This is a genomic window from Marinobacter antarcticus (genome assembly GCF_900142385.1).
GTDB lineage: Bacteria > Pseudomonadota > Gammaproteobacteria > Pseudomonadales > Oleiphilaceae > Marinobacter > Marinobacter antarcticus.
On the sequence record NZ_FRAQ01000001.1, the window covers coordinates 238260 to 261585 of the forward strand.

The 23326-nt window shown below is 56.5% G+C and carries 25 protein-coding genes; 16 read left to right on the forward strand and 9 right to left on the reverse strand.

The genetic code is table 11. From position 1 onward, the window contains the following. Positions 1-4: 4 nt before the first annotated feature. The 6 genes from surE to BUA49_RS01170 all read right to left on the reverse strand — a co-directional run bounded on the left by surE (position 5) and on the right by BUA49_RS01170 (position 5331). The gene (surE, locus tag BUA49_RS01145) at positions 5-784 is read right to left on the reverse strand and encodes a 5'/3'-nucleotidase SurE (protein ID WP_072794967.1); all 780 of its coding nucleotides are present in this window, start codon (positions 782-784) and stop codon (positions 5-7) included. Further along, positions 781-1845 carry a phosphotransferase gene (locus BUA49_RS01150; RefSeq protein WP_072794968.1) on the reverse strand — a complete coding sequence of 355 codons (1065 nt, stop codon included), beginning with the start codon at positions 1843-1845 and terminating at the stop codon, positions 781-783. Before BUA49_RS01150 ends, surE begins: the two co-directional genes overlap by 4 nt. A 172-nt stretch (positions 1846-2017) precedes the next feature. Further along, the gene (locus tag BUA49_RS01155) at positions 2018-2785 is read right to left on the reverse strand and encodes an SDR family NAD(P)-dependent oxidoreductase (RefSeq protein WP_072794969.1); all 768 of its coding nucleotides are present in this window, start codon (positions 2783-2785) and stop codon (positions 2018-2020) included. A 31-nt stretch (positions 2786-2816) separates the two neighbouring features. Continuing rightward, complete coding sequence (locus BUA49_RS01160; RefSeq protein WP_072794970.1) at positions 2817-4019, reverse strand: acyl-CoA dehydrogenase family protein; 1203 nt, start codon at positions 4017-4019, stop codon at positions 2817-2819. A 74-nt stretch (positions 4020-4093) separates the two neighbouring features. Beyond that, positions 4094-4537, reverse strand: coding sequence for a PaaI family thioesterase (locus tag BUA49_RS01165; protein ID WP_072794971.1), 444 nt, complete (start codon positions 4535-4537; stop codon positions 4094-4096). Then, entirely contained in the window at positions 4537-5331 is a 795-nt protein-coding gene (locus tag BUA49_RS01170) for an SDR family NAD(P)-dependent oxidoreductase (protein WP_072794972.1), read from the reverse strand. Before BUA49_RS01170 ends, BUA49_RS01165 begins: the two co-directional genes overlap by 1 nt. Before the next feature lie 142 nt (positions 5332-5473). Between BUA49_RS01170 and BUA49_RS01175 the strand changes: the two genes are divergently transcribed. After that, entirely contained in the window at positions 5474-7075 is a 1602-nt protein-coding gene (locus BUA49_RS01175; RefSeq protein ID WP_072794973.1) for a class I adenylate-forming enzyme family protein, read from the forward strand. Positions 7076-7081: 6 nt separating this feature from the next. On the opposite strand, the gene BUA49_RS01180 is transcribed toward BUA49_RS01175, so the two are convergent. After that, positions 7082-7822 carry an enoyl-CoA hydratase/isomerase family protein gene (locus BUA49_RS01180; protein WP_072794974.1) on the reverse strand — a complete coding sequence of 247 codons (741 nt, stop codon included), beginning with the start codon at positions 7820-7822 and terminating at the stop codon, positions 7082-7084. A 165-nt stretch (positions 7823-7987) separates the two neighbouring features. Between BUA49_RS01180 and dctP the strand changes: the two genes are divergently transcribed. The 4 genes from dctP (at position 7988) to BUA49_RS01200 (ending at position 11729) form a co-directional block, all read left to right on the forward strand. Further along, complete coding sequence (gene dctP, locus BUA49_RS01185) at positions 7988-9034, forward strand: TRAP transporter substrate-binding protein DctP (RefSeq protein ID WP_072794975.1); 1047 nt, start codon at positions 7988-7990, stop codon at positions 9032-9034. A 90-nt stretch (positions 9035-9124) separates the two neighbouring features. Continuing rightward, entirely contained in the window at positions 9125-9670 is a 546-nt protein-coding gene (locus BUA49_RS01190; RefSeq protein ID WP_072797557.1) for a TRAP transporter small permease subunit, read from the forward strand. Next, positions 9667-10977, forward strand: coding sequence for a TRAP transporter large permease (locus BUA49_RS01195; RefSeq protein WP_072794976.1), 1311 nt, complete (start codon positions 9667-9669; stop codon positions 10975-10977). Before BUA49_RS01190 ends, BUA49_RS01195 begins: the two co-directional genes overlap by 4 nt. 62 nt (positions 10978-11039) lie before the next feature. Further along, on the forward strand, positions 11040-11729 hold the full coding sequence (locus BUA49_RS01200; RefSeq protein WP_072794977.1) for a nitroreductase: 690 nt from the start codon (positions 11040-11042) through the stop codon (positions 11727-11729). Between the two features lie 80 nt (positions 11730-11809). On the opposite strand, the gene BUA49_RS01205 is transcribed toward BUA49_RS01200, so the two are convergent. Next, positions 11810-12046, reverse strand: a complete 237-nt coding sequence (locus BUA49_RS01205) for a hypothetical protein (RefSeq protein WP_072794978.1) — start codon at positions 12044-12046, stop codon at positions 11810-11812. Between the two features lie 56 nt (positions 12047-12102). Next, positions 12103-12696 (reverse strand): phenylacetic acid degradation protein PaaY, encoded by a 594-nt coding sequence (locus tag BUA49_RS01210; protein WP_072794979.1) that lies wholly within the window; start codon positions 12694-12696, stop codon positions 12103-12105. A gap of 355 nt (positions 12697-13051) precedes the next feature. Here BUA49_RS01210 and paaF point away from each other — a divergent pair, with 355 nt between their 5' ends. From paaF to paaE, 11 genes are all read left to right on the forward strand, one after another. After that, positions 13052-13825, forward strand: coding sequence for a 2,3-dehydroadipyl-CoA hydratase PaaF (gene paaF, locus BUA49_RS01215; RefSeq protein WP_072794980.1), 774 nt, complete (start codon positions 13052-13054; stop codon positions 13823-13825). A gap of 71 nt (positions 13826-13896) precedes the next feature. After that, a complete protein-coding gene (paaG, locus tag BUA49_RS01220) occupies positions 13897-14688 on the forward strand; it encodes a 2-(1,2-epoxy-1,2-dihydrophenyl)acetyl-CoA isomerase PaaG (RefSeq protein WP_072794981.1) in 792 nt (263 codons plus the stop codon). 2 nt (positions 14689-14690) lie between these two features. Continuing rightward, entirely contained in the window at positions 14691-16211 is a 1521-nt protein-coding gene (gene paaH, locus BUA49_RS01225; RefSeq protein WP_072794982.1) for a 3-hydroxyacyl-CoA dehydrogenase PaaH, read from the forward strand. Beyond that, positions 16208-16666 carry a hydroxyphenylacetyl-CoA thioesterase PaaI gene (gene paaI / locus BUA49_RS01230; RefSeq protein WP_072794983.1) on the forward strand — a complete coding sequence of 153 codons (459 nt, stop codon included), beginning with the start codon at positions 16208-16210 and terminating at the stop codon, positions 16664-16666. The genes paaH and paaI overlap by 4 nt, the downstream gene beginning before the upstream one ends. Then, complete coding sequence (pcaF, locus tag BUA49_RS01235; RefSeq protein WP_084063459.1) at positions 16663-17910, forward strand: 3-oxoadipyl-CoA thiolase; 1248 nt, start codon at positions 16663-16665, stop codon at positions 17908-17910. Before paaI ends, pcaF begins: the two co-directional genes overlap by 4 nt. Before the next feature lie 91 nt (positions 17911-18001). After that, positions 18002-19309, forward strand: a complete 1308-nt coding sequence (gene paaK, locus BUA49_RS01240) for a phenylacetate--CoA ligase PaaK (RefSeq protein ID WP_072794984.1) — start codon at positions 18002-18004, stop codon at positions 19307-19309. Between the two features lie 277 nt (positions 19310-19586). Continuing rightward, positions 19587-20576: a 1,2-phenylacetyl-CoA epoxidase subunit PaaA gene (gene paaA / locus BUA49_RS01245; RefSeq protein ID WP_072794985.1), complete on the forward strand. Its 990-nt coding sequence runs from the start codon at positions 19587-19589 to the stop codon at positions 20574-20576. A 15-nt stretch (positions 20577-20591) separates the two neighbouring features. Continuing rightward, positions 20592-20873 carry a 1,2-phenylacetyl-CoA epoxidase subunit PaaB gene (gene paaB, locus BUA49_RS01250; protein WP_072794986.1) on the forward strand — a complete coding sequence of 94 codons (282 nt, stop codon included), beginning with the start codon at positions 20592-20594 and terminating at the stop codon, positions 20871-20873. A gap of 10 nt (positions 20874-20883) precedes the next feature. After that, positions 20884-21648, forward strand: coding sequence for a 1,2-phenylacetyl-CoA epoxidase subunit PaaC (gene paaC, locus BUA49_RS01255; protein ID WP_072794987.1), 765 nt, complete (start codon positions 20884-20886; stop codon positions 21646-21648). 27 nt (positions 21649-21675) lie between these two features. Then, positions 21676-22233 (forward strand): 1,2-phenylacetyl-CoA epoxidase subunit PaaD, encoded by a 558-nt coding sequence (paaD, locus tag BUA49_RS01260; protein ID WP_072794988.1) that lies wholly within the window; start codon positions 21676-21678, stop codon positions 22231-22233. A gap of 13 nt (positions 22234-22246) precedes the next feature. Beyond that, positions 22247-23326, forward strand: a complete 1080-nt coding sequence (gene paaE / locus BUA49_RS01265) for a 1,2-phenylacetyl-CoA epoxidase subunit PaaE (protein ID WP_072794989.1) — start codon at positions 22247-22249, stop codon at positions 23324-23326.

The window sequence follows — 23326 nt, forward strand, 5'->3', positions numbered from 1 at the left end:
TACATCAGCCTGCCAGCATCGCCGACAGATCAAATTCTTTGGTATCCCCGGGCAAGGGGCCTTCATGTCTCAGGGGTGTAATGGCAACCGCCCTGTCTCTCAGCACAGCCACATCGGAATCCGGTGCTATGATATGCCGGGAGCTGCGATCAAACCCCAGCCACCAATAAGGCAGGTTCCGGGAATCATGGCCTGCCTGCAGGCGAGCTTGCTGGATGGAACCGCTGGACTGCTTACACCAGCGCGCAGAAACGATATCTCCTGCCTCGCAGGCAGGAAAGTTCACGTTCCAGGCCCGCCTTTCGCCCGGCTGCCATAGCTTGCGGATTACCGCTTCGCCAAATTGCTCGACGGGCGCCCAGTCGATTCCTTCTCGAGACAGAAAGGCCTGACTCAGGGCAATGGCGGGAATGTTCATATGGTGAGCGCTGAGCACCGCGCCAACCGTACCCGAATACTGCACAGAGTCACTGATGTTGGCACCGCAATTGACACCAGACAACACAAGATCCGGAGGTGTTTCACTGAACCACTGGGCAAGGGAATAGAGCACACAATCCGCCGGGGTACCGGAAACCGCGTAGCGTTTATCCCCGGTTTCGTATACCCGCAACGGGTGGTGTATGGAGATGCTCTGGCCCGCACCGCTGCGGTCGTGCTCCGGAGCAACAATCCAGACTTCTTCTGCCAGGTTACGGGCAATCTTTTCCAGCCGCGCCAGCCCCGGGGCGTTAATGCCGTCGTCGTTGGTGATAAGGATGCGCCGAACGATGGGTGCTGTCATGCCTGCTCTCCTGCACTGGCGATTTTCCAGCCGGTTTCGGCCAGCAGGCTGGCGCGTTTACCCACTTCCAGAGCATTGGCGTTGGCGGCATTACCGTCCAGCGCACGCTTGTAGACGCCCTGGACGATAGAGGCTAACCGGAACAGCGAAAACGCGAGATAGACGTGCCAGTCTGCAATACTTTCGCGGCCTGTTTTGGCGCAGTAGCGAGCGATGGTTTCCTGCTCGTTTGGTATGCCCAGTGTTTCCAGATCTTCCCCTTGCAGCCCGCGCATGCCCGGCATATCCGATGGCAGATGATAGGGCAGGCAATAATAGGCCAAGTCCGCCAGCGGGTGCCCAAGCGTAGAAAGCTCCCAATCCAGAACGGCGATCACCTCGGGCTTGTCCGGAGCCAGCATCAGGTTGCCGAAGCGATAGTCACCGTGCGCAATAGCACACTCATCAGTCGAAGGCAGATTTTCGGGCAGCCATGCCATAAGCTTGTCCATGGCTGGCATATCGTCTGTTTTGGCAGCCAGATACTGTTTGCTCCAGCGCGAAACCTGGCGTTCCACATAGCCTTCTGGACGCCCATAGTCGCCAAGGCCAACGGCATTCACGTCAACGGAGTGCAGCTCTGCGAGTGTGTCGATGGCAGAGTGATGGGCTGGCAGCCGTTCCTGACGATCCAGCTCTCGCAAGGCGGAGTGGCTGACAATACGGCCTTCCATATAATCCATCACGTAGAACGGTGTACCGATGATGTCGCTGTCCTCACAAAGCACCCGGACATCAGGAACTGGCACACTGGTGTGCTGGGACAACGCACGCATCACCTTGTATTCACGTTCCACCATGTGGGCGGAAGGCAGGGTTTTACCCGGAGGCTTCTTCCGCAGAACATAACTGCCGCGGTCGGTTTCCAGCAGGAACGTGGGATTCGACTGGCCACCCTGAAACTGTCTGACTGCCAGACGGTTACCAACCTCTGGTAACTGCTTTTGCAGCCAGACCAGAAGTCTGGACTCATCGAATTTGTGTGCTGGCAGAACCTCTACCAATTCCGGCTTCATACTCATGATTTGTCTAAGCCTTCTTTAATCTTTAAGTGCCGCAGCCTGCAAACGGTTAGCGGACGGTGGGTGGTGTGTCTTTCTGCAGGGAACAAAGGTGTCTGAGCGCAGCGAGTTCTTTTTCCCGGAAGAAAGACACACCACCCGCCGGCCTCACCACGACACGCGAGGCTCTGTCTCAACAAATAGTTTCGCCGCCGTCGGCTACTATGGTTTGGCCGGTTATGTAGGCGCTGGCTTTGGTTGACAGGAATACGGCCAGGCCGGCGATGTCGACCGGGTCGCCGATTCTTCTCAGTGGGGTTTTGTCTTCGGCGCGCTTCACGCGTACCGGATCTTCCCAGAGTGTGCGGGCAAAGTCGGTTTTGATCAGGCCGGGGGCGATGCTGTTGATGCGGATGCCTTTCGGTCCCCACTCCACAGCCAGATTTCTCGCCAGTGCAGCTTCTGCGGCCTTGGATACGCCGTAGGTCCCGATGGTAGTGTTGCCACGGATTCCGGCGATGCTGGATAGCAATACAACAGCACCTTCGCCTTTTTCTGCCATCTGCGGCAGCACCATGTTGGTGAGCCAGAAGGTGCCTTTTACGTTGGTGTCCATGATCTTGTCCCAGGCCTCGTCGGTCATTTCGGAGGTGGGGCCATAAACAGGATTGGTGGCGGCGTTGCATACGAGCACGTCGATACTGCCCCAGGCTTCGTTGGTTTTGTTCACCAGGTTCTGCAGGTCATCTTTCTTGCCAACATGGCAGGGTATGGCGATGGCCTCATACCCCTGGGCTTTCAGTTCGTTTGCTACCTGCTCGCAGGCGTCAGCTTTGCGGCTGGAGATGACGACTTTTGCGCCCAGCCGGGCCATTTCTTCGGCAATTGAACGGCCGATGCCTTTAGTGGAACCCGTGATCAGGGCCACCTTACCGGTCATATCAAAAAGTGGGTTATTCATAACTCGCGCCTCCATCAAGGTTTCAGTCTGATCAGCGGTACTGACGCAGTTCAATCTTGGCTACAGAATCCAGATGCACTTCATCCGGGCCATCCGCCAATCGCAACGTCCGAACCTTGGCCCATGCTGACGCAAGGAAGGTGTCCTGGCTCACGCCGGCACCACCGTGCACCTGAATGGCACGGTCAAGCACCTTCAGCGCCATGCTTGGAGCAATCACTTTGATCATGGCGATTTCCTGACGGGCTACCTTATTACCAACGGTATCCATCATGTGTGCGGCTTTGAGTGTCAACAGCCGCGCCTGCTCGATCTCGATACGGCTGCGGGCAATGTCCTTGCGGATAGAGTCAAAGCTGGCCAGCGGCTTGCCGAACGCCTCGCGCTCATTGGCACGCTTGCACATCAGCTCCAGCGCACGTTCCGCAACACCAATAGTGCGCATGCAGTGGTGAATTCGGCCTGGCCCAAGGCGACCCTGGGCGATTTCAAAACCACGCCCCTCACCCAGCAACATGTTGCTGACAGGAACCCGCACGTTTTCGTAATGAATCTCCGCATGGCCATGGGGCGCATGATCGTAACCAAACACCGTCAGCGAGCGGATAAGCTTTACGCCGGGCGCATCCAGCGGTACCAGAATCATGGACTGCTGCTGATGCTTGGGCGCAGTCGGGTCGGTCTTGCCCATTACGATGGCAATTTTGGAGGTGGTGGTCATGGCACCTGAGGACCACCATTTTTTGCCATTGATCACATACTCATCACCCTCACGACGGATCTCGCAGGCAATGTTAGTGGCATCGGAGGACGCCACGTCCGGCTCGGTCATTGAGAAGCAGGAACGAATTTCACCTGCCAGCAAAGGCTTCAGCCACTGCTCCTGCTGCTCTTCATTACCGTACCGGGCGATGGTTTCCATGTTGCCGGTATCCGGGGCGGAGCAGTTGAACACTTCCGGCGCCATTTCAGAACGGCCCATAATTTCGCAAAGGTGGGCGTATTCAAAGTTGGTCAGACCGGCTCCCAGATCGCTCTCCGGCAGGAACAGGTTCCAAAGGCCTTCGGCCTTCGCCTTTGCCTTCAGTTCTTCGATGATCGGAACCGGTGCCCAACGGTTCTCTGCTTTTTCAATCTGCTCGTGATGCGTGTGCTCGTTGGGATAGATGTACGTATCCATAAACTCGTGCAACTGCACCTGCAGTTTTTTAGCTTTGTCAGACAACTCGAACATGTCGGCTTCCTTTTTGATATTTATTCGTTGACCGGCCTTAGAAACCGGTCAGGTTTTGTTTTATGGCCTGAAAATCAGATAGGAACGCCTTCCGGCTTGTCACTGCCAGACCGGATCCGGAACGTGCCTTCGGCGATGGCAAGCAGGTTGCCTTTGTCGTCATGAACTTCGCCGGTGCTGTTGAAAATCCGCGTACCACCGGCCCGCTTGCGCCCGGTCACGCGAATGGTGCCGCCGGAGCATTGGCCGGTGAACGTGGTGGTCAAAGACAAGGTAATGGCTTTACGCATACGCCCCGGGAAGGGGCAGTGTGTACCGGCCTGGGCCATAGCTATATCAAGCAGAGACGTAAGCACGCCGCCATGAATGACGCCACCGAGGTTCAGATGCCTTGACTGCAGTTCCAGCGCAATAACCGCTTCGTTTTCCTCCCAGGAGGCCTGTCGGTAGCCAAGCAGGCTATGAAAGCCCGGCAACTCTGTACCATCGACATATGTGTCATCAACTTGCTTACTCATCACACTTTCATTCCTGGCAGGTTCAGAGAGGCTGTATTGCCGCCATCCACCGGCAGCGCCTGCCCGGTGATATAGCTGGCATCGTCACTGGCAAAAAACAGAATGGCCGCTGCGATCTCTTCCGGGTCGCCGTAACGTCGCAGTTCGCAGCGAGCGCCCAGTTTGTGGGCCTTTTCATGGGCACGGGCGTAATCAAACACCTCTCGTGTCATGCCAGTCTCAACCAGGCCCGGGCAGACGGCGTTCACCCGGATATTGTGATCGCCAAGGTCACACGCAGCGGTCATAGTGAGGTTGATCACTCCAGCCTTCGAGGCGCTGTAGGCATTGCCCCCTGCCCCGGAGCGGATACCGGCAACCGAAGCTGTATTGACAATGGAACCGAGTTTTCGAGCCTGCATGTGCGGCGCGACATGCTTGATGAGCAGCATGGTGCCAATCAGATTAACCGACAACACCTTGTCCCATTCGTCTCGCTCGTTTGCGGTTACCGATGGGTGGCCTTTCCCTGTGCTGGCAATACCAGCGATGTTGCACAGAATGTCGATTTTCCCAAAAGCCTTTAATGCCTCGCTTACCAGGTCTTTTACCTGAGCCTCATCGGCAACGTTGACGAGGCGACGGAGGTGCTCAGCACCTTCCGGCATCAGATTCCCGGTTTCAACCAGTCCCGATTCGGACGTATCCGCCATAACCACTTGAGCACCCTCACGGGCCAGTCGCAAGGCAGTTGCCCGGCCTATACCGCTGCCTGCTCCGGTAACAATAGCCACCCGACCTTCAAAACGCCCCATGCCGCTACTCCTTGTATCTGGTTTTATTATTGCACTAGCGGTTTTGCTTTCGCATTAATTTGTCATGTCTTCCACTTTTGAGTCAATATAATCGGAAGTGGATTTCACTAGTCAAAACACCATAGCAGCATAAGGCACAAAAATGAAAAATAACCTGAGCGAAATGCCGGTGTACGCACCCATAACCCCGAACGAGCCCATGGAGGCTATTGGCCACCGGATACAGAGGTTTGCAACCACCCGCGCGGAGCACCCGGCATTGATCAGTGAACAGGGTACGGTGAGCTGGAGAGCCCTGCTGGACCAGACTAACCAGATCGCCAACCGCCTGCGAGATGCCGGGTTGCAGTCCGGTGATTCAGTTGCAGCTCTGTCGGAAAACAGCGCTGATTATGTTGCTCTGTATCTTGGCATACTTACCGCCGGCGGCTGCATGGTGCCGCTTTCAGGCATGGCCAGCGCCGAAGCACTGAGCCTGATGCTGTCCGATTGCAAAGCGCAATTCCTGTTTGTGTCACGGAAAAACCGGGACCTCCTTCACAGCTTCCGGCCCGGGCTGCAGGGATTACCGGACGACCGTATTATGGCCCTGGGTGAAGACGGCGAAGGAATTGGCCAGACGCTGAGAGACTGGCTTGCCAATGCCTCAGCTGAGGCCCGCCCTGCGGACGTATCACTGGATGATGCCTTTAACATCATCTATAGCTCTGGAACCACAGGCACCCCGAAGGGCATTCTCCATGACTACCGTTTCCGCCAGCGGCAAATGATGCGCATGAGCCGCTTCGGGCTGGATGGCGATGCCATTAACCTGGTTTCAACGCCGCTATACTCCAACACCACACTGGTTTCTGTGTTACCCACGCTGTTCCACGGTGGCACTCTGGTGGTGATGGCAAAGTTCGACGCCCGGCGGTTTCTGGAGCTGGCCGAAACACACCGTGTGACTCATGCCATGCTGGTACCTGTGCAGTACCAGAGGATTCTGGCCGACGCGGAATTTGACCGCTTTGATCTCTCCAGCTTCAAGCTGAAGCTCTGCACCAGCGCACCGCTAAGACCGGACGTGATAGCCGATGCCATGACACGCTGGCCCGGCAACATACGGGAGGTTTACGGCCTCACAGAGGGTGGCATTTCCACCAGCCTCGACTGTGCCGCGCACCCGGACAAATGGAGCTCGGTAGGCATACCAACAGAAGGCGCGGAAGTGCGCGTGATCGACGAAGATGGCCACGAACTGCCGAAAGGCGAAACCGGCGAGCTGGCTGGCCGTGCTATTTCAATGATGCGAGGCTACGTGAACCAGCCTGAGCAAACCCGGGAAATGCTGTGGGAAAGCCCTGAGGGCGAGGTGTTCTATCGCAGCGGAGATATGGGACGAATCGATGAGGACGGTTTTATCTATATTCTCGATCGCCGCAAGGACATGATTATTTCCGGTGGATTCAACATTTACGCGGTCGATCTTGAGAAGGCGCTGCTGGCTCACCCTGCGGTGGACGATGCAGCGGTTATCGGCATTCCAAGTGAACAGTGGGGGGAAACACCTCTGGGCCTGGTGGTTCTAAAACCCGGGCACCAGGATTCCGGGCCCGCAATACTCGAATGGGCTAACGGACAGCTGGGCAAAAGCCAGCGCATCTCCGCTATCGAGCTCCGCGAGGAGCTCCCCCGCTCCACCATAGGTAAGGTTCTGAAGCGGGAGCTGCGCGAACCTTACTGGCAAACGATCACGCGTTAAACCCGGTCAACGCCGGGTCAGCTTGGCCAGAGCGGCCCGGCAATCCTCCGACCGAAGCCGCTCAGAAAACACCTGACGTTCCCGCTCCAGTGCCTGTTTAATCTGCTCCCGCCAGGGAGCGCGGATCAGTCGCTTACTGGCCCGCAGAGCTTCACGGGGTTTGTTTGCCAGGCTCGCTGCAAGTGCCAACGCCTCAACCAGCGCCTGCCCATCATCCACAATCCGGCTTACCAGCCCACATTCCCTGGCATCGCTGCCACTGATTACCTCGCCCAACAGCAACAGATCTGTGGCTCTGCGCGCGCCCAAATGCAGGGGCATGGTCACGGTGGAAGCGGCCTCCGGCACCAGCCCGAGATCCACAAACGCCGTTTTGAATTTCGCATTCTCTGCAGCTACCACAACATCCACGTGTAACAGCAGAGTTGTGCCGATACCGATTGCCAGGCCTTCGACAGCAGCTATAACCGGCGTATCACAGTCCATTAGCGCTTCGATAAACGCCAGGCCGGCAGAGGGCTTTGGATGTTCATCCGTAGCACGAGCCCGAAAATCATCCAGATCATTGCCAGCAGTGAACACACCTCCGGCGCCAGAGATAACAATGGCGTTTACGGCCTCATCCTCATTGGCACGGATTACGGCGTCACTCAGTTGCTGATACATTTCCCGGGTCAGAGCATTTTTCTTCTCGGGACGGTTGATAACAAGCTGGAACACACCATGGGAATGCTGACTGTCAATCATTGGTCTACCCTTATTAAGAACATTCTGCTGTCTACACATAAAACATCCTATTGCAAAAGCCCAATCATGTGATAGATTCAGAAAACATAAATTCACCCTGCAATCGATAGTTCTGCACAGTGAAACAACAAGAAGTATCATTACAACAACGAACGAGGCATAGTCATGAATCTCTTCGCCAAAGCACGAAAAAACCTCACAGTTTACGCATCAGCCCTTACCATCGGGGTTTCCGCTGCCCTAAGCGCTGCGCCCGCAGCAGCCCAAGAGACATTTACTTGGAGAGTGCAGTCCCACTGGCCCGGCGCCAGCAGTTCCTATACTGACAGCCTGGTAAGGCTACAGCGAGTCCTGGACGAGCGCACAGACGGGCGCCTGAAGCTGAAACTCTATGAAGCAGGCGCTCTGTTCAAAGCCCAGGACACCTTTAATGCCGTAAGCCGCGGCATTCTGGAAATGGGCACAATCTCTCCCTCCTATGCCCAGGACAAAATCTCCCTTGCCGGCATTGCCTCCGGCCTGCCCTTTGCGTTCCGTAACGTCTGGGAGGCTGAATACTTCCATCAAGGCATGGGCTTTGAGCAGATGCTCCGTGACGAAGCGGCAGAGCACGACGTTTACTGGGCGACCGATAAGGTTTATCCCACCGAGATGGTGGTCAAAAAGCCTATCAAAAACTGGGAAGATTTCACCAGCCTGAAGATTCGCTCCTCCGGTGTTCTGCAAAAATTCCTGACCGAAGCGGGTGCTGCAGCGTCTTATATTCCAGGCAGCGAGCTTTATTCGGCACTGGACTCCGGCATCGTTGACGGTGCCCATTGGGGTGCAGCTCAGGGTGCCGCCAGCATGGCCCTGTATGAAGTGGCCAAGTACCACGTTCAACCGGCCCTGAACATCGCGGGAACTGACGTCATCATTGTCAGCATGAAGGCGCTCAACAAGTTGCCGGAAGACATGCAGGAGATCGTCAAGGATGCGCTCGACGAGCAATTCTGGGTCCGTACCAACGAGTACCTTTATAAGGAGCGCATAACTCTGGCCAAGGTCATCGCCGAACAGGGTGTACAGGTGAACGTTCTGCCAGATGAAGTTCAGGACAAGCTGGTAAAGGCCGCACAGGCAATGTGGGACGAGGAAGGCGAGCGTAGCGAGAACGCCAAGAAGGCGCTGGATATGCTGAAGGGCTACCTGGCCGAACTCGGCTACCTCTGATCCGCGAGTTTAAATAAGTGATACAGGCCGGAGTCTTTGACGTCCGGCCTTTTTATCCCTGAAAAACCCAACATCCTCCTGGAGAATGCCATGAGTGTGCTGACCGCATTCATAAGAGGGGTTACCCGTCTTAATGACTTTGTCGGGCGCTGGATAGCCCTGCTCGTTTTTGCCATGTTCGCGTTCCTGCTGCTGGAAGTGGGCTTCCGTTATCTGCTGAACGCACCCACAGTCTGGACCAACGAGCTTACCCAGATGCTGTTCGGCGTTTATGCGGTCATGTCCGGAGGCTACATCATGGCTCATCGGGGCCACGTCAATGTCGATCTTCTGCACTCGCAGCTATCGCCTCGCAACCAGGCGTTTATGGACATCGTCACCTCTTTGATATTTTTCATTTTTACCCTTGCACTGCTGTGGTTTGGCATTGATATAGCCAGCGAATCCATATCAAACTGGGAAACCTCTTACTCTGCCTGGAACCCGCCGGTCTGGCCGGTCAAGCTTGCCATTCCTGTCGGAACAGGGCTGCTGGTACTGCAGGGCCTGGCAAAACTCCTTGAAGACATTGCCATTGCATTCAACCTGGATTATTACCGCCCGGATCACAGCGCTTCTGAAGGAGAGCAGTCGTGAGTATTGAAATCCTGACCCTGCTGTTTTTTGGTTCGCTGTTATTCTTCCTGCTACTGGGTTTGCCGCTGGCTTTTGTTCTCGGTGGTGTTTCGGTGATCTTCCTTTATTTCACCTGGGGATTCGATTCCTTCTATATGGTGGCCTCGCAGATATGGGGCACCATGGGCAGCTTTACCCTGGTTGCGATTCCTCTGTTTGTCTTCATGGCCATGGTGCTGGAGCGAACCGGTGTCGCAAAGGACCTGTACCGGATGATGCATCTGTGGTTTGGTGGCCTTCGCGGCGGTCTGGCTATAGGAACCCTGGTTATCTGCGCCGTATTTGCTGCCATGGTTGGCATCAGTGGTGCAGCGGTAGTTGCCATGGGAACCATCGCACTGCCCTCCATGCTGGAACGGGGCTATGACCGCAAAATGGCACTGGGCGTCATCAATACAGGTGGCGGCTGGGGCATTCTGATACCGCCCAGCATCCTGATGATTCTCTACGCACTGATTACCGGGGTATCCGTAGGCCAGATGTTTGCTGCCGGCATCATGCCTGGCGTTCTGCTGATGGTACTGACCGTTACTTACATCCTCGTGCGCTCTACCCTTCAGCCGCACCTGGCACCAGCGCTGCCTCCAGAAGAACGTGGCACCTGGCCTGAGAAACTCCGTGCCTTAAGAGCCGTACTGCTGCCCATTGGCGTTGTGTTCATGGTGCTCGGCTCGATTATCGGTGGCATTACCACACCAACGGAAGCCGCCGCCATGGGCGTTCTCGGTTCGCTGATTTCGGCAGCCGTCTATCGCCAGCTCAAATGGAGCATCTTGCAAGAAGCAGCTATCCGTACCTTCAAGCTCACAGGCATGATCATGTGGATCCTGTTTGCCGCTCACGCGTTTAGCGCGGCATATCAAAGCATGGGAGCTCAAGATCTGATCGAAGGCATGATGCAGCACATTCCCGGCGGCCCCTGGGGCATCATCATTGCAATGATGGTGATCATATTCTTCCTGGCAATGGTGCTCGACCCGGTTGGCATCATGCTGATCACTCTGCCGGTGTTCATGCCAATCGTGAAATCCCTCGGCTTCGATCCTGTCTGGTTCGGCATCCTGTTCGTGATCAACATGGAAATCGGCTATAAGACACCGCCCTTTGGATTTAACCTGTTCTATCTGAAAGGTGTGGTACCGCCGGACATTACCATGAAGGACATCTACACCTCTGTAGTTCCGTTCGTGATCATCGAGATAGTGGCCATTGGCATCATCATGGTCTTTCCGGAAATCGCGACCTGGTTGCCGGGTGTGTTTTTCTGACCAGCACCGCCTGAGCACTCGCGCCGAGTGCTGAAGACCTTCATGTCGTTTCGGAGTCTCATATGAATGCAATCAGCAAACCCAACATGTCGCTGGCAGATGCGATTTCGCAGCGGCGCTCTGTCCGCGGGTTTCTGCCAGAACCCGTGCCGGAAAGCACAATGAGGGCAGTGTTTGAACAGGCACAGAAAGCCCCATCAAACTGCAATACGCAGCCCTGGTGCGTAGTCGTGGCTTCTGGTGCGCTACGTAACTCACTGTGCAAACAGTTTGTTGAGCGAGCCCTGTCAGGAATCCCGTCAAAACCGGATTTCAGCTACGTCAGCAAGTTTGATGGCCATTATCGTAGCCGCCAGGTTGAATGTGCCTCAGCCCTGTATGGAGAAATGGAGATCGCCCGCGACGACAAGGCTGGACGGAACCGGGCGGCGCTGCGTAATTTCGAATTTTTTGATGCGCCACATGTGGCCTTCTTGTGCATGGATCGCTCTTTTGGTGCCACCATCGCCGTGGATGTCGGAATTTACGCGCAAACCCTGATGCTGACGATGACGGCCCATGGCATAAGCTCCTGCGCCATGGGCAGCCTGCGCTCGCACCCTGACATGATTCGCGATGCCTTTGGGTTGGACGAGAATACGGGCGTTGTTTTCGGTATCTGCTTCGGTTACGAAGACCCGGAGGTCAAGGCCAACAAAACCCGGACCACGCGTGCGCCTCTCAGTGAAGCAGTGATATTCAAGGATCACTGAAAGCAGGATCTTGCTGGCATATCTGATTCCGGGATGATCGTTGCGGTTGCGGGATCAGTGAGCAGGGCCAAGCGTCACCGCTATTGAGTGCCGTCACCCCGGACACCCAACCGGTCAAGATAGACGTGCAGCTCTGCCTCACTCATATCAACATACTCAAGCACCCGTCCGTAAAGCATAACGGTAGGGACATTGCGCCCATTCAGCTCTTTCTGGGTTTCATGTATCAGGTACAGAACAAGCCGCTCAGTGCGCGTCAGGCCATCACGCACATCCGGAATCACTTCCAGAATGTTCTGCCATTCTTCCGGGCTCATATCATTTCCATGCGCAAGCCGTTGTCGACCGCAAGCCAAAAAAGGAATGGCAAGCTCTATGTATTATCCTTCAGATCATGCTCGCCAATCTGCAACTTCGGCCGGTCAGCATCCACTTCGGCCAGTGGCGAGCACTCCCTCATGTTCTCCAGGCACCGCCGTGTCAGCGTCTGGTATTCCTGGGTGCCACGCTGTTTCCAGCTTACTTCTTTATCACTCAGTTGGCGCAGCACCTTGGCCGGCGAGCCGACAATCAGTGAGGCCGGTTCACAACTAAAACCACTTTTCACAAACGCTGCGGCACCAACAATGGAGCGCGCCGCTATCACGGCCTCGTCCATTACGACTGAGTTCATCCCGACCATGGCATCTTCCTCTATCACGCAGCCATGCAGCACAGCACCATGCCCTATGTGGCCATTGCGCCGGATAACCGCATCACGTCCGGGAAAGGCATGAACCACGCAGGTGTCCTGCAGGTTTGCACCCTGTTCCATCACAATACGGCCAAAATCACCGCGTAAAGACGCGCAGGGCCCAACGTAGCAATCGGGCCCCACATGCACATCGCCAATGAGTACGGCAGTGGGGTGCACGTACGCCGATGGATGTACCACTGGCGTCACACCATCAATCCGGTAACAGGGCATAAAACGCTCCTTATAACGTGTTTGTTTTTTCGTATTTTAAGCTACTTTTTCTGTATCGGAACAGATAATACACGGCTCAGAAGGTGACGGGGCGCGGCATGGCCTCTTTTGCTGCGCCATAAGACTAAAGGCTAACAAGAAAAATAACCATGGAAATCATAAGTCTACAAACACACCAATTCATCCGACAATAACGTGATACAAAAATCTCGTTTCAGATTCTTGACCGGTATCAATTCAAACCTATACTCTTTCCTGATATTGAACAAGGCGGGACACCGCCCTGCGGAAGTCGCCTTGAAAACCATGAGGCCTTACCGACAAACCACTAAAACAACGCAATGCCGGAACCGCTATGCCACAGATACTGCTCTCGGAAGGGCCGGATCAAGGCGTTCGCCTGTTAACGCTTAATCGCCCTGAAGCCCTCAACGCCCTGAATACTGCACTGCTTGAAGCCCTGAGCAGCGAGCTGGATACCGCCGAAGCTGATCCTGAAACCCGCGCCGTGGTTATTACCGGTAGTGAGCGCGCTTTCGCTGCAGGCGCTGACATCAACGAAATGGCGGCTCGCGATCTGGTCGGCATGCTCGAAGACCCCCGCATCAAGCACTGGGCGCGCATCGCCCGGTTTACCAAGCCTTTGATTACCGCTGTGAACGGATTCTGCCTGGGTGGCGGCTGCGAACTGGCCATGCACGGCGACATTATGGTTGCGGGCACAAACGCCCGCTTCGGCCAACCTGAAATCAACCTCGGCATTATGCCCGGGGCCGGCGGTACCCAGCGGCTGGTGCGCGCAGTGGGCCAGTCACTGGCCATGCAAATGGTGCTCACGGGCGAACCTATCAGTGCTCAGAGAGCTCTGGAAGCGGGTCTGGTGAGCGAAATATGCCAGCCGGAACTGACGATCGAGCGCGCTGTGGCTATTGCCCGCACCATCGCCTCCAAAGGCCCTATCGCCGTGCGACTGGCCCGCGAAGCGGTGCAGCGCGCTGAAGATATGGATCTTGCTGCCGGCCTGCGGTTTGAGCGTCATGCCTTTACCATTCTGGCAGCGACGGACGATCGCCGTGAAGGCCTTGAGGCCTTTCGCAACAAACGCAAGCCGAGGTTCTCCGGGCGTTGAGCCCGGACTGATTAAAAACACCCACCCGAAGCGACCAAACCGGGTTTCACTGCTATCACAAGGATTCTTCCATGACCGAGCAGAGTGTGCTTCTCGACATCGATCAGGGGATTGCAAAAGTAACCCTGAACCGCCCCAAGAGCCTCAACAGCTTTAACGTTGAAATGCATGAGCAAATGCGCGCCGCGCTGAAAGCCATCCGCAACGATCACACCGTGCGGGTCATGCTGCTTACCGGCAATGGCCGCGGCTTCTGTGCCGGCCAGGATCTGTCGGATCGCAACGTCAAGCCCGGCGCCGAAGCTCCGGACCTGGGCTTCTCCATCGAGAACTATTATAACCCGCTGCTGCAGACCATTCGGGATCTGCCCATGCCGGTGATCTGTGCCGTTAATGGTGTTGCTGCCGGAGCCGGCGCAAACATCGCTCTGGCGTGTGACATTACGCTTGCAGCGCGTTCTGCAAACTTTGTTCAGGCCTTTTGCAAGATAGGCCTTATTCCCGACTCGGGCGGCACCTGGACCCTGCCGCGCGCAGTAGGAATGGCCCGCGCAAAAGGCCTGGCCTTATTGGGTGACAAGCTGAGCGCCGAAAAGGCGGAGCAGTGGGGCATGATCTGGCAGTGCGTAGAAGACGACGCCCTGCAGGATGAAGCCATGAAACTGGCCCGCCATTTCGCGACCCAGCCCACCAAAGGCTTGGCGATGATCAAGCGCGCCCTGCACGCAAGCGCCAATAACAGCTTTGAAGAGCAGGTATTGGTGGAGCGGGACCTGCAGCGCCTGGCTGGGCGCACCGAGGATTACCGTGAGGGTGTTACCGCCTTTATGGAAAAGCGCGCACCTGAATTCAAGGGGAAATAAGCATGCAACCACTTGCCACCGACACCCCCGTTGCCGTCATCGGCGCCGGAGCCATGGGTTCCGGTATTGCCCAGGTAGCCGCCCAGGCTGGCCACCAGGTATTCCTGCTCGACCAGCGCGAGGGTGCTGCTGAAGCTGGCCGCCAGAGTGTTGCCAAGCAATTGCAGCGCCGGGTTGATAAGGGAAAGATGGAGCAGTCCGCTCTGGACGCACTTCTTGATCGCATCAAGCCGATCAAAGAACTCAGCGAGCTTGCGGAGGCCGGTCTGGTCATCGAAGCCATCGTTGAAGATCTGGAGATCAAACGTAGCCTGCTGGCCAACCTTGAGGACGTTTGCGGTGAGAAAGCCATTCTGGCCACCAACACCTCGTCCATATCTGTGACAGCCCTGGGCGCCAAAATGAAGCACCCCGAGCGTCTGGTGGGCATGCACTTCTTTAACCCGGCGCCTTTGATGGCCTTGGTAGAAGTCATCAAAGGTCTGGCCACCAGCGACGAGATTGCACAAAGCGTTTACGCCACGGCCGCCCAGTGGGGCAAGAAGCCGGTAACCGCAACGTCCACACCCGGCTTTATCGTTAACCGGGTCGCAAGGCCTTTTTATGCGGAGAGCCTGCGCCTGCTACAGGAACAGGCAACAGACAGCGCGACACTGGACGCCATCGTGCGCGAAGCCGGGGGCTTTCGTATGGGGCCTTTCGAGCTGACCGACCTCATCGGCCACGACGTAAACTACGCGGTGACTTCCTCGGTTTTCAATTCCTACTACCAGGACACACGCTTTCTGCCTTCTCTGGTGCAGAAAGAATTGGTTGAAGCCGGCCGGTTAGGCCGCAAGAGTGGCCAGGGCTTTTACAACTACTCCGAAGGCTCGCAAAAACCTGAGCCGGCGACAGCCGCGTCTGCCAACTGCGATGCAGACACCCTTATTGTGGAAGGCAACCCGGGCCCACTGGCGGCACTGGTAACGCGCCTGAGCGAAAGCGGCCTCAAGATCATCGAGCGGGACGGCCCAGGCCGCCTGCATTTCGGCGAAGCTGTACTGGCACTGACCGATGGCCGCATGGCGACCGAACGCGCCGCAGCGGAAGCCTGCAACAACCTGATTCTGCTGGACCTGGCGTTCGATTACGCCAAAGCCAGCCGCCTCGCTATCGCCGCGGCCGATCAGGCGACCTCACAGGCCGTAAATGACGCCTGCGCCCTGCTGCAAAAAGCCGGCATTGCCGTGAGTCAGATCGCCGACCGACCGGGCCTCGTGATTATGCGCACCGTTGCAACCCTGGCCAATGAAGCCGCTGACGCGGCGCTGCACGGCGTGGCTTCCGTCAGCGATATCGATCTTGCCATGAAAGCCGGCCTGAACTATCCGGAAGGCCCGCTTCGCTGGAGCGACAACCTCGGGTTCAGCCTTGTGCATACAGTACTGACACACCTTCAGCAGAGCTACGGCGAAGATCGCTACAGGCCGGCATTGCTGCTGCGGAAAAACCGGTTTGCCGAAAAGGGGTTCTATTCATGAGCAACGAACACCACGCACCCGATGCCCAAAAGCTGGCACAGGACTGCGCCGAATCCATGTACGAGCGGGATGAGGCCAGCCGTAACCTTGGCATGAAGATTACCCACGTATCCCCGGGCAAAGCCACGGTCACCATGCCGGTCACCAGCATCATGATTCAGGGCCACGGCTCGTGTCATGGTGGCTACCTGTTCACTCTGGCCGATTCGGCTTTTGCCTTTGCCTGTAATAGCTATAACAAAGCCACTGTGGCTTCAGGCTGCTCCATCGATTACATGCTCGGTGCCCGTGAAGGCGATGTGCTGACCGCCAATGCGGTTGAGCAGTCCCGCGGTAACCGCACCGGCGTGTACGACATCATAATCACTAACCAGAACGGCCACGTGATTGCCCTGTTTCGCGGCAAGTCCTATCAGGTACGCGGCGAAGTCATCCAGTCGGAGAATGAGCAATGAGTAACGAAAAACGCCTGCAAAATGCCTACATAGTGGATGCGGTACGCACACCGATTGGCCGCTACGGCGGCTCCCTTGCAACCGTGCGCGCCGACGATCTGGGGGCCATTCCCATGAAGGCACTTAAAGACCGCTATAGCGAACTGGACTGGGCTGCCATAGACGACGTGCTCTACGGCTGTGCCAACCAGGCCGGTGAAGACAACCGTGACGTGGCCCGCATGTCATTACTGCTGGCCGGTTTGCCGATTGATGTGCCGGGCGGCACCATCAACCGCTTGTGTGGCTCCGGTATGGATGCCATTGGCAGCGCAGCCCGGGCATTGCGCACGGGCGAAGCCAGCCTGATGTTGGCCGGCGGCGTGGAATCCATGTCGCGGGCACCTTTCGTGATGGGCAAGGCAGACTCCGCCTTCAGCCGAAAAGCCGAGATGTTCGACACCACCATAGGCTGGCGTTTCGTAAACCCGTTGCTTAAAAAGCAGTACGGCATTGACTCCATGCCGGAGACCGCCGAGAACGTCGCCGCCGATTTCAGCATTACCCGGGAAGATCAGGATGCCTTCGCCCTGCGCAGCCAGCAGCGTACCGTTGCGGCTCAGAAAGCAGGACGCTTTGATAATGAAATCGTGCCGGTGAGCGTTCCACGCCGCAAGCAGGACCCTCTCATTGTTGATACCGATGAACACCCGCGGGAAACCAGCCTGGAAAAGCTCGCCAGCCTGGCAACACCGTTCCGTGATGGCGGCAGCGTTACCGCTGGCAATGCCTCCGGCGTAAACGACGGCGCCTGCGCGCTGCTGCTTGCCAGCGGCGATGCCCTGAAACAGCACAACCTCAAGCCCCGCGCCAGGGTTGTTGCCATGGCCACTGCCGGTGTTGCACCGCGCATTATGGGCATGGGGCCGGCGCCGGCCACCCGCAAGGTGCTGAAGACCGCTGGCCTCGAACTGGCCGATATGGATGTAATTGAGCTGAACGAAGCCTTCGCCGCCCAGGCCCTGGCCGTGCTGCGCGATCTGGGCCTGCCGGATGATGCCGAGCACGTGAACCCCAACGGCGGAGCCATTGCACTCGGCCACCCACTGGGCATGAGCGGTGCACGCCTTGTGACCACAGCGTTGAATGAACTGGAGCGTCGTCATCAGCAGGGCCAGAGCGCCCGCTATGCACTGTGCACCATGTGCATCGGTGTAGGCCAAGGCATCGCATTGATTATCGAACGCGTAGACAGCGCGGAATAATTAAACCAGCCCGGATTGTTCCGGGCGCGTGGCATAAACTGAAACTGGCCCGGCGGCAAGTCAGGGCGACAAGAACAACACAGGAAAAACCATGAATCTACCCATGCAAAAAGTCGGAAAGCTGGACCGGATGGAAACTGCCAGCGTTGACGAACTGCGCCACGAGCAGCTTCAACGCCTGCGCTGGAGTGTCTGGCATGCCTATACGAACGTGCCTCATTATCGCAATGCGTTTGACGCCATTGGCCTCAAGCCCATGGACATCAACAGCCTGGAAGACATCGCCAGGATTCCGTTCACCGGAAAAGCCGACCTGCGGAATAACTATCCGTTTAACATGTTCGCAGTACCTATGAAAAAAGTCGTCCGGGTACACGCATCAAGCGGCACCACCGGCAAACCCACCGTCGTGGGCTACACCCAGAGCGACATTGAAACCTGGGCCGACATCGTCGCCCGCTCCATCCGCGCCGGTGGCGGTCACTCCGGAGACAAGATTCATATTGCGTATGGCTACGGCCTTTTCACCGGCGGCCTCGGTGCCCACTACGGTGCCGAACGCCTGGGCTGTACCGTCATTCCCATGTCCGGCGGCCAGACCGAGAAGCAGGTTCAGCTGATCAGCGACTTTGAGCCTGACATCATCATGGTCACGCCTTCCTATATGCTGAACATTGCTGACGAGATGGATCGTCAGGGCATTGATCCCAAAAAACTGCCATTGCGACTGGGCATTTTCGGTGCAGAGCCCTGGACCAACGAAATGCGCACGGAACTGGAAGATCGCCTTGGCATTCAGGCTCTGGACATCTATGGCTTGTCTGAGGTGATGGGCCCCGGCGTGGGCATGGAGTGTCTGGAAACCAAAGATGGCCCGACCATCTGGGAAGACCATTTCTACCCGGAAATCGTCAACCCGGAAACGGGTGAAGTGCTGCCCGACGGCGAGTACGGCGAACTGGTATTCACCTCCCTCACCAAAGTAGCCATGCCGGTGCTGCGTTATCGCACACGCGACCTCACCCGTCTGCTACCAGGCACGGCACGGCCCATGCGCCGTATCGACAAGATCACAGGTCGCAGTGACGACATGCTGATTATCCGTGGCGTAAACGTATTCCCCACCCAGGTTGAAGAACAGGTACTGAAGTGCAATGCCTTGGCACCTCACTACGAAATCGAAGTGTACAAAAAGGGCAATCTGGACTGCGTGGATGTCCGGGTCGAGCTGAAAGTCGGCGCAGAAGGTGCAGATATTAAAGAAAACGCGGCCAAAGAGCTGGCACATCACATCAAGTCCTACATCGGCATCAGCACCAAAATACAGGTGCAGGATGCGGGAACCCTGAGCCGCTCTGAGGGCAAGGCCAAGCGGGTATTTGATCGCCGCAAGGACTAAAGCCCGCAGCCGGGGCGGTCAGCAGTAACGTCCCGGTCATTTATTTTTCCTTGGTGTTTCAAAAAACCAAAAGCAATCATTAATGAAAGAAAATTAACTTCTGCTTTTCAATGGCTTGAGCATACAACCAAAGCCTGATGAAGCGAACATGATACAGAATACGATTCCTTGATATTTATTCAGTATCATATAGTATGGAGATATCGCCCGTGATTCGTCACGGCGCACTGCTGCCCAACTCCAGCAGACCAAATAAGCCAGATTCGGAGAGAGAGTTATGTACGCACAGATGGTTGATACCGGAACCAAGCGCCTCAAGACCCTGGAAGAAATGTCTCCCGAAGAGCGGGACTTCCAGGAAAAGGTAGATGCGGAAACGAAGATTGAAGCCAAGAACTGGATGCCAGACGGCTATCGTAAAACGCTGATCCGCCAGATCTCCCAGCATGCCCACTCGGAAATCGTCGGCATGCTGCCCGAAGGCAACTGGGTTACTCGCGCGCCGACGCTCAAGCGGAAGCTGCAGCTGATGGCCAAAATCCAGGACGAAGCGGGCCACGGCCTGTACCTGTACAGCGCCATGGAAACTCTGGGCGCTGACCGGGATGTAGAAATCCAGAAGCTGCACGACGGCAAAGCCAAGTATTCAAGCATCTTCAACTATCCAACCCTGAACTGGGCCGATATGGGTGCAGTAGGCTGGCTCGTTGATGGTGCCGCCATTGTTAACCAGGTGGTGCTGCAACGTACTTCCTACGGTCCTTACTCCCGCGCCATGGTACGTATCTGTAAGGAAGAGAGCTTCCACCAACGTCAGGGCTACCAGATCCTGCTGGACATGATGCGTGAGGGTACCCAGGACCAGAAAGATATGGTGCAAGACGCCATTAACCGCCTGTGGTGGCCGGCGCTTATGATGTTCGGCCCACACGACGATGAGTCCCCCAACTCCCAGCAGTCCATGGTCTGGAAGATCAAGCGTAAGAGTAATGACGAACTACGCCAGATGTTCATTGACCAGACAATTCCACAGCTCGAATTCCTCGGCTGCACCGTGCCCGACCCGGATCTGAAGTGGAACGAAGAGAGTGGTCACTACGACTTCGGAGACATCGACTGGAAAGAGTTCTACGACGTACTCAAGGGCGATGGCCCCTGCAACCATGAGCGTATTTCTACTCGCCGGAAAGCCATTGATGAGGGTGCCTGGGTACGGGAAGCTGCCGTTGCCTACGCCGCAAAACAAAAACAGCGCGCAGCCGCGTAAACAGGAGAAATAACAATGTCTGAATGGCGCCTATACGAAGTCTTCGTACGCAGTAAGCACGGTCTCAACCACAAACACGTGGGTAGCGTGCACGCTGCAGATAATGAAATGGCCATGGAAAACGCCCGCGAACTGTACACCCGTCGTAACGAAGGGGTAAGCATCTGGGTCGTTCCGTCTGACACCATCACGGCCTCTGCTTCGGACGAAAAAGAGGTTCTTTTCGATCCTTCCGAAGACAAGGTTTACCGGCACGCTTCTTTTTACAAGCTGCCTGACGAAGTCGGACACATGTGAGGAGCGACCCATGACCCAGCAACAAGCTCTACAGGAATACCTGCTCCGCCTGGCGGACTCCGACATCATTCTGAGCCAACGCCTTTGTGAGCTGACTGGTAAAGCACCGGCGGTTGAAGAAGAACTGGCACTGATGAACGTTGCGCTCGACCTGGTGGGTCAGGCCCGCAACTGGTACGAGTACGTCGCCGAACTGATCGATGACGGCCGCGACGCCGACAAACTGGTTTATCTGCGGGATACCCACGACTATCGCAACCTGCTGATGGTCGAGCAACCGAATGAAGACTACGCCGTCACCATGGCGCGCCAGTTTTTCTTCGATGTGTGGCACTACTTCACGCTGAAAAGCCTGGTGAACGCCGGTGACGAGCGCATTGCCAACATTGCGGCCAAGGCTGTCAAAGAGGCCACCTATCACCTGCGCCGCTCTTCGGAGTGGGTCAAGCGCATGGGCGACGGTACCGAGGAAAGCCACCGCCGCATTCAGGAAGCTTTTGATCTCCTGTGGCGCTTCACCGGCGAACTGGTGACTCCGGATGATACCGACCACGCCATGTTCAAGGCCGGCATTGGCCCGGATCCTGAGCAGTTGAAGCAGGACTGGTTTGGCATGGTGCGTGAAGTAGCTGCCGAGGCCACCCTGACAACCGGCGCGGAAGATGCCTGGATGTACATGGGCGGCAAAAGCGGCGTTCACACTGAGCACCTGGGGCTCATCCTGGCCGAGATGCAGTTCCTGCCTCGCGCCTACCCGGATGCGACCACCTGGTAAGTCTGTCTGTTAAAGGGAGCACCTCCGGTGAATGAACGTGAACCATCATCTGTAGACGTACTGATTGCCAGCGACCGGGTACCGGCCAACGCCCACCCGGAACTGCTGACAGAAGACGCAATCTGGGAACTGCTGGATAACGTCAAGGACCCGGAAGTGCCTGCGGTCAGCGTAGTGGAGCTGGGCATAGTGCGCAGGCTAAGCTGGGATGGCAAACATCTGAGCATAGATGTAACGCCAACCTACTCCGGCTGCCCCGCGACAGAGCTGATCGAAGAGCTGATCGTCGAAGCCCTGCGTGCAGCCGGCATTCGTGATCCGCAGATCAATCGCGTGCTTACGCCGGCCTGGACCACAGACTGGATAACCGAAGAAGGCCGCGAAAAACTCCGGGTATTTGGCATAGCTCCGCCCAAGGGCAGTGCCAGCAAAATGAGCCTGCTGGGCGCCGATGAAGTGATCGCCTGCCCACTGTGTGGCAGCGAGCACACCGAGCGCATCAGCGAATTCGGCTCTACTGCCTGCAAGGCGCTTTATCGCTGCCGCGATTGCCTTGAACCCTTCGACTACTTCAAATGCATATAGAGCCGATACGATCATGAATAAATTCTACTCGCTGGCCCTCAAAGAGGTCAGGCCGGAAACAAGAAACGCCGTGTCCCTGTGCTTTGATCTGCCCGCCGATATGGCAGAAAAATTCAAGTACAAGCAAGGTCAGCACCTTGTGGTGCGTGCCAAAGTGGATGGCGAAGAAGTGCGCCGCACCTACTCCATTTGCTCCAGTGTGAATGATGAAGAGCTGCGAATCGCCATAAAGCGCGTACCCGGTGGCGTATTCTCCAGTTTTGCCAACGAACAGCTAAAACCCGGCTCCACGCTGGATGTGATGCCCCCACAGGGACATTTCTCCACGGATCTGGATCCGGAGCGTGAAGGCAACTACCTGGCGGTCGCCGCTGGCAGTGGCATCACCCCGATTCTGTCCATCGTGAAAACCACACTGGAAACAGAGCCCAAGAGCCAGTTCACCCTGTTCTACGGCAACAAGGGCACCAGCAGCACCATGTTCCGGGATCAGCTGCAGGACCTTAAAAACGAATACATGACCCGCTTCAACCTGGTGTACATCTTCACCCGGGAAGAGCAGGACATAGACCTTTATAACGGGCGCATTGATGCCGACAAATGTGACCAGCTGTTTGACCACTGGATTGACGCCAAGAATCTGACCGCTGCGTTCCTCTGCGGCCCTCAGATGTTGACCGAGACCGTGCGTGACTCACTGGTGCGCCACGGGCTGGAAAAGTCGAAAGTTCACTACGAACTCTTTACGCCTGCCGGTGGAGTGCCTCAGGCACGCAAAGACCGTGCTGAAACCAAAGTCGACCCGCAAGCTGTCAGCGTTGTAACCGTAAAAGCAGATGGCCGCTCACTGACCTTCAACCTGGTGCGAGATACCAAGAGCATTCTCCAGGCGGGTAACGACGAAGGCGCCGACCTGCCCTACTCGTGCCAAGCCGGTGTCTGCTCTACCTGCCGCGCCAAGGTAATCGAAGGCGAAGTCGAAATGGATCAGAACTTCGCACTGGAAGATTACGAAGTTGAGGCGGGCTACGTGTTGTCGTGCCAGTGCTACCCCGTTAGCGACAAGGTAGTCCTCGACTACGACGAAATGTAA

Excerpts from the sequence above, each read along its gene's own strand:
- surE (WP_072794967.1), bottom strand. The coding sequence starts at position 784 with ATGACAGCACCCATCGTTCGGCGCATCCTTATCACCAACGACGACGGC.
- BUA49_RS01150 (WP_072794968.1), bottom strand. The coding sequence starts at position 1,845 with ATGAGTATGAAGCCGGAATTGGTAGAGGTTCTGCCAGCACACAAATTC.
- BUA49_RS01155 (WP_072794969.1), bottom strand. The coding sequence starts at position 2,785 with ATGAATAACCCACTTTTTGATATGACCGGTAAGGTGGCCCTGATCACG.
- BUA49_RS01160 (WP_072794970.1), bottom strand. The coding sequence starts at position 4,019 with ATGTTCGAGTTGTCTGACAAAGCTAAAAAACTGCAGGTGCAGTTGCAC.
- BUA49_RS01165 (WP_072794971.1), bottom strand. The coding sequence starts at position 4,537 with ATGAGTAAGCAAGTTGATGACACATATGTCGATGGTACAGAGTTGCCG.
- BUA49_RS01170 (WP_072794972.1), bottom strand. The coding sequence starts at position 5,331 with ATGGGGCGTTTTGAAGGTCGGGTGGCTATTGTTACCGGAGCAGGCAGC.
- BUA49_RS01175 (WP_072794973.1), top strand. The coding sequence starts at position 5,474 with ATGAAAAATAACCTGAGCGAAATGCCGGTGTACGCACCCATAACCCCG.
- BUA49_RS01180 (WP_072794974.1), bottom strand. The coding sequence starts at position 7,822 with ATGATTGACAGTCAGCATTCCCATGGTGTGTTCCAGCTTGTTATCAAC.
- dctP (WP_072794975.1), top strand. The coding sequence starts at position 7,988 with ATGAATCTCTTCGCCAAAGCACGAAAAAACCTCACAGTTTACGCATCA.
- BUA49_RS01190 (WP_072797557.1), top strand. The coding sequence starts at position 9,125 with ATGAGTGTGCTGACCGCATTCATAAGAGGGGTTACCCGTCTTAATGAC.
- BUA49_RS01200 (WP_072794977.1), top strand. The coding sequence starts at position 11,040 with ATGAATGCAATCAGCAAACCCAACATGTCGCTGGCAGATGCGATTTCG.
- BUA49_RS01205 (WP_072794978.1), bottom strand. The coding sequence starts at position 12,046 with ATGAGCCCGGAAGAATGGCAGAACATTCTGGAAGTGATTCCGGATGTG.
- BUA49_RS01210 (WP_072794979.1), bottom strand. The coding sequence starts at position 12,696 with ATGCCCTGTTACCGGATTGATGGTGTGACGCCAGTGGTACATCCATCG.
- paaF (WP_072794980.1), top strand. The coding sequence starts at position 13,052 with ATGCCACAGATACTGCTCTCGGAAGGGCCGGATCAAGGCGTTCGCCTG.
- paaG (WP_072794981.1), top strand. The coding sequence starts at position 13,897 with ATGACCGAGCAGAGTGTGCTTCTCGACATCGATCAGGGGATTGCAAAA.
- paaH (WP_072794982.1), top strand. The coding sequence starts at position 14,691 with ATGCAACCACTTGCCACCGACACCCCCGTTGCCGTCATCGGCGCCGGA.
- paaI (WP_072794983.1), top strand. The coding sequence starts at position 16,208 with ATGAGCAACGAACACCACGCACCCGATGCCCAAAAGCTGGCACAGGAC.
- pcaF (WP_084063459.1), top strand. The coding sequence starts at position 16,663 with ATGAGTAACGAAAAACGCCTGCAAAATGCCTACATAGTGGATGCGGTA.
- paaK (WP_072794984.1), top strand. The coding sequence starts at position 18,002 with ATGAATCTACCCATGCAAAAAGTCGGAAAGCTGGACCGGATGGAAACT.
- paaA (WP_072794985.1), top strand. The coding sequence starts at position 19,587 with ATGTACGCACAGATGGTTGATACCGGAACCAAGCGCCTCAAGACCCTG.
- paaB (WP_072794986.1), top strand. The coding sequence starts at position 20,592 with ATGTCTGAATGGCGCCTATACGAAGTCTTCGTACGCAGTAAGCACGGT.
- paaC (WP_072794987.1), top strand. The coding sequence starts at position 20,884 with ATGACCCAGCAACAAGCTCTACAGGAATACCTGCTCCGCCTGGCGGAC.
- paaE (WP_072794989.1), top strand. The coding sequence starts at position 22,247 with ATGAATAAATTCTACTCGCTGGCCCTCAAAGAGGTCAGGCCGGAAACA.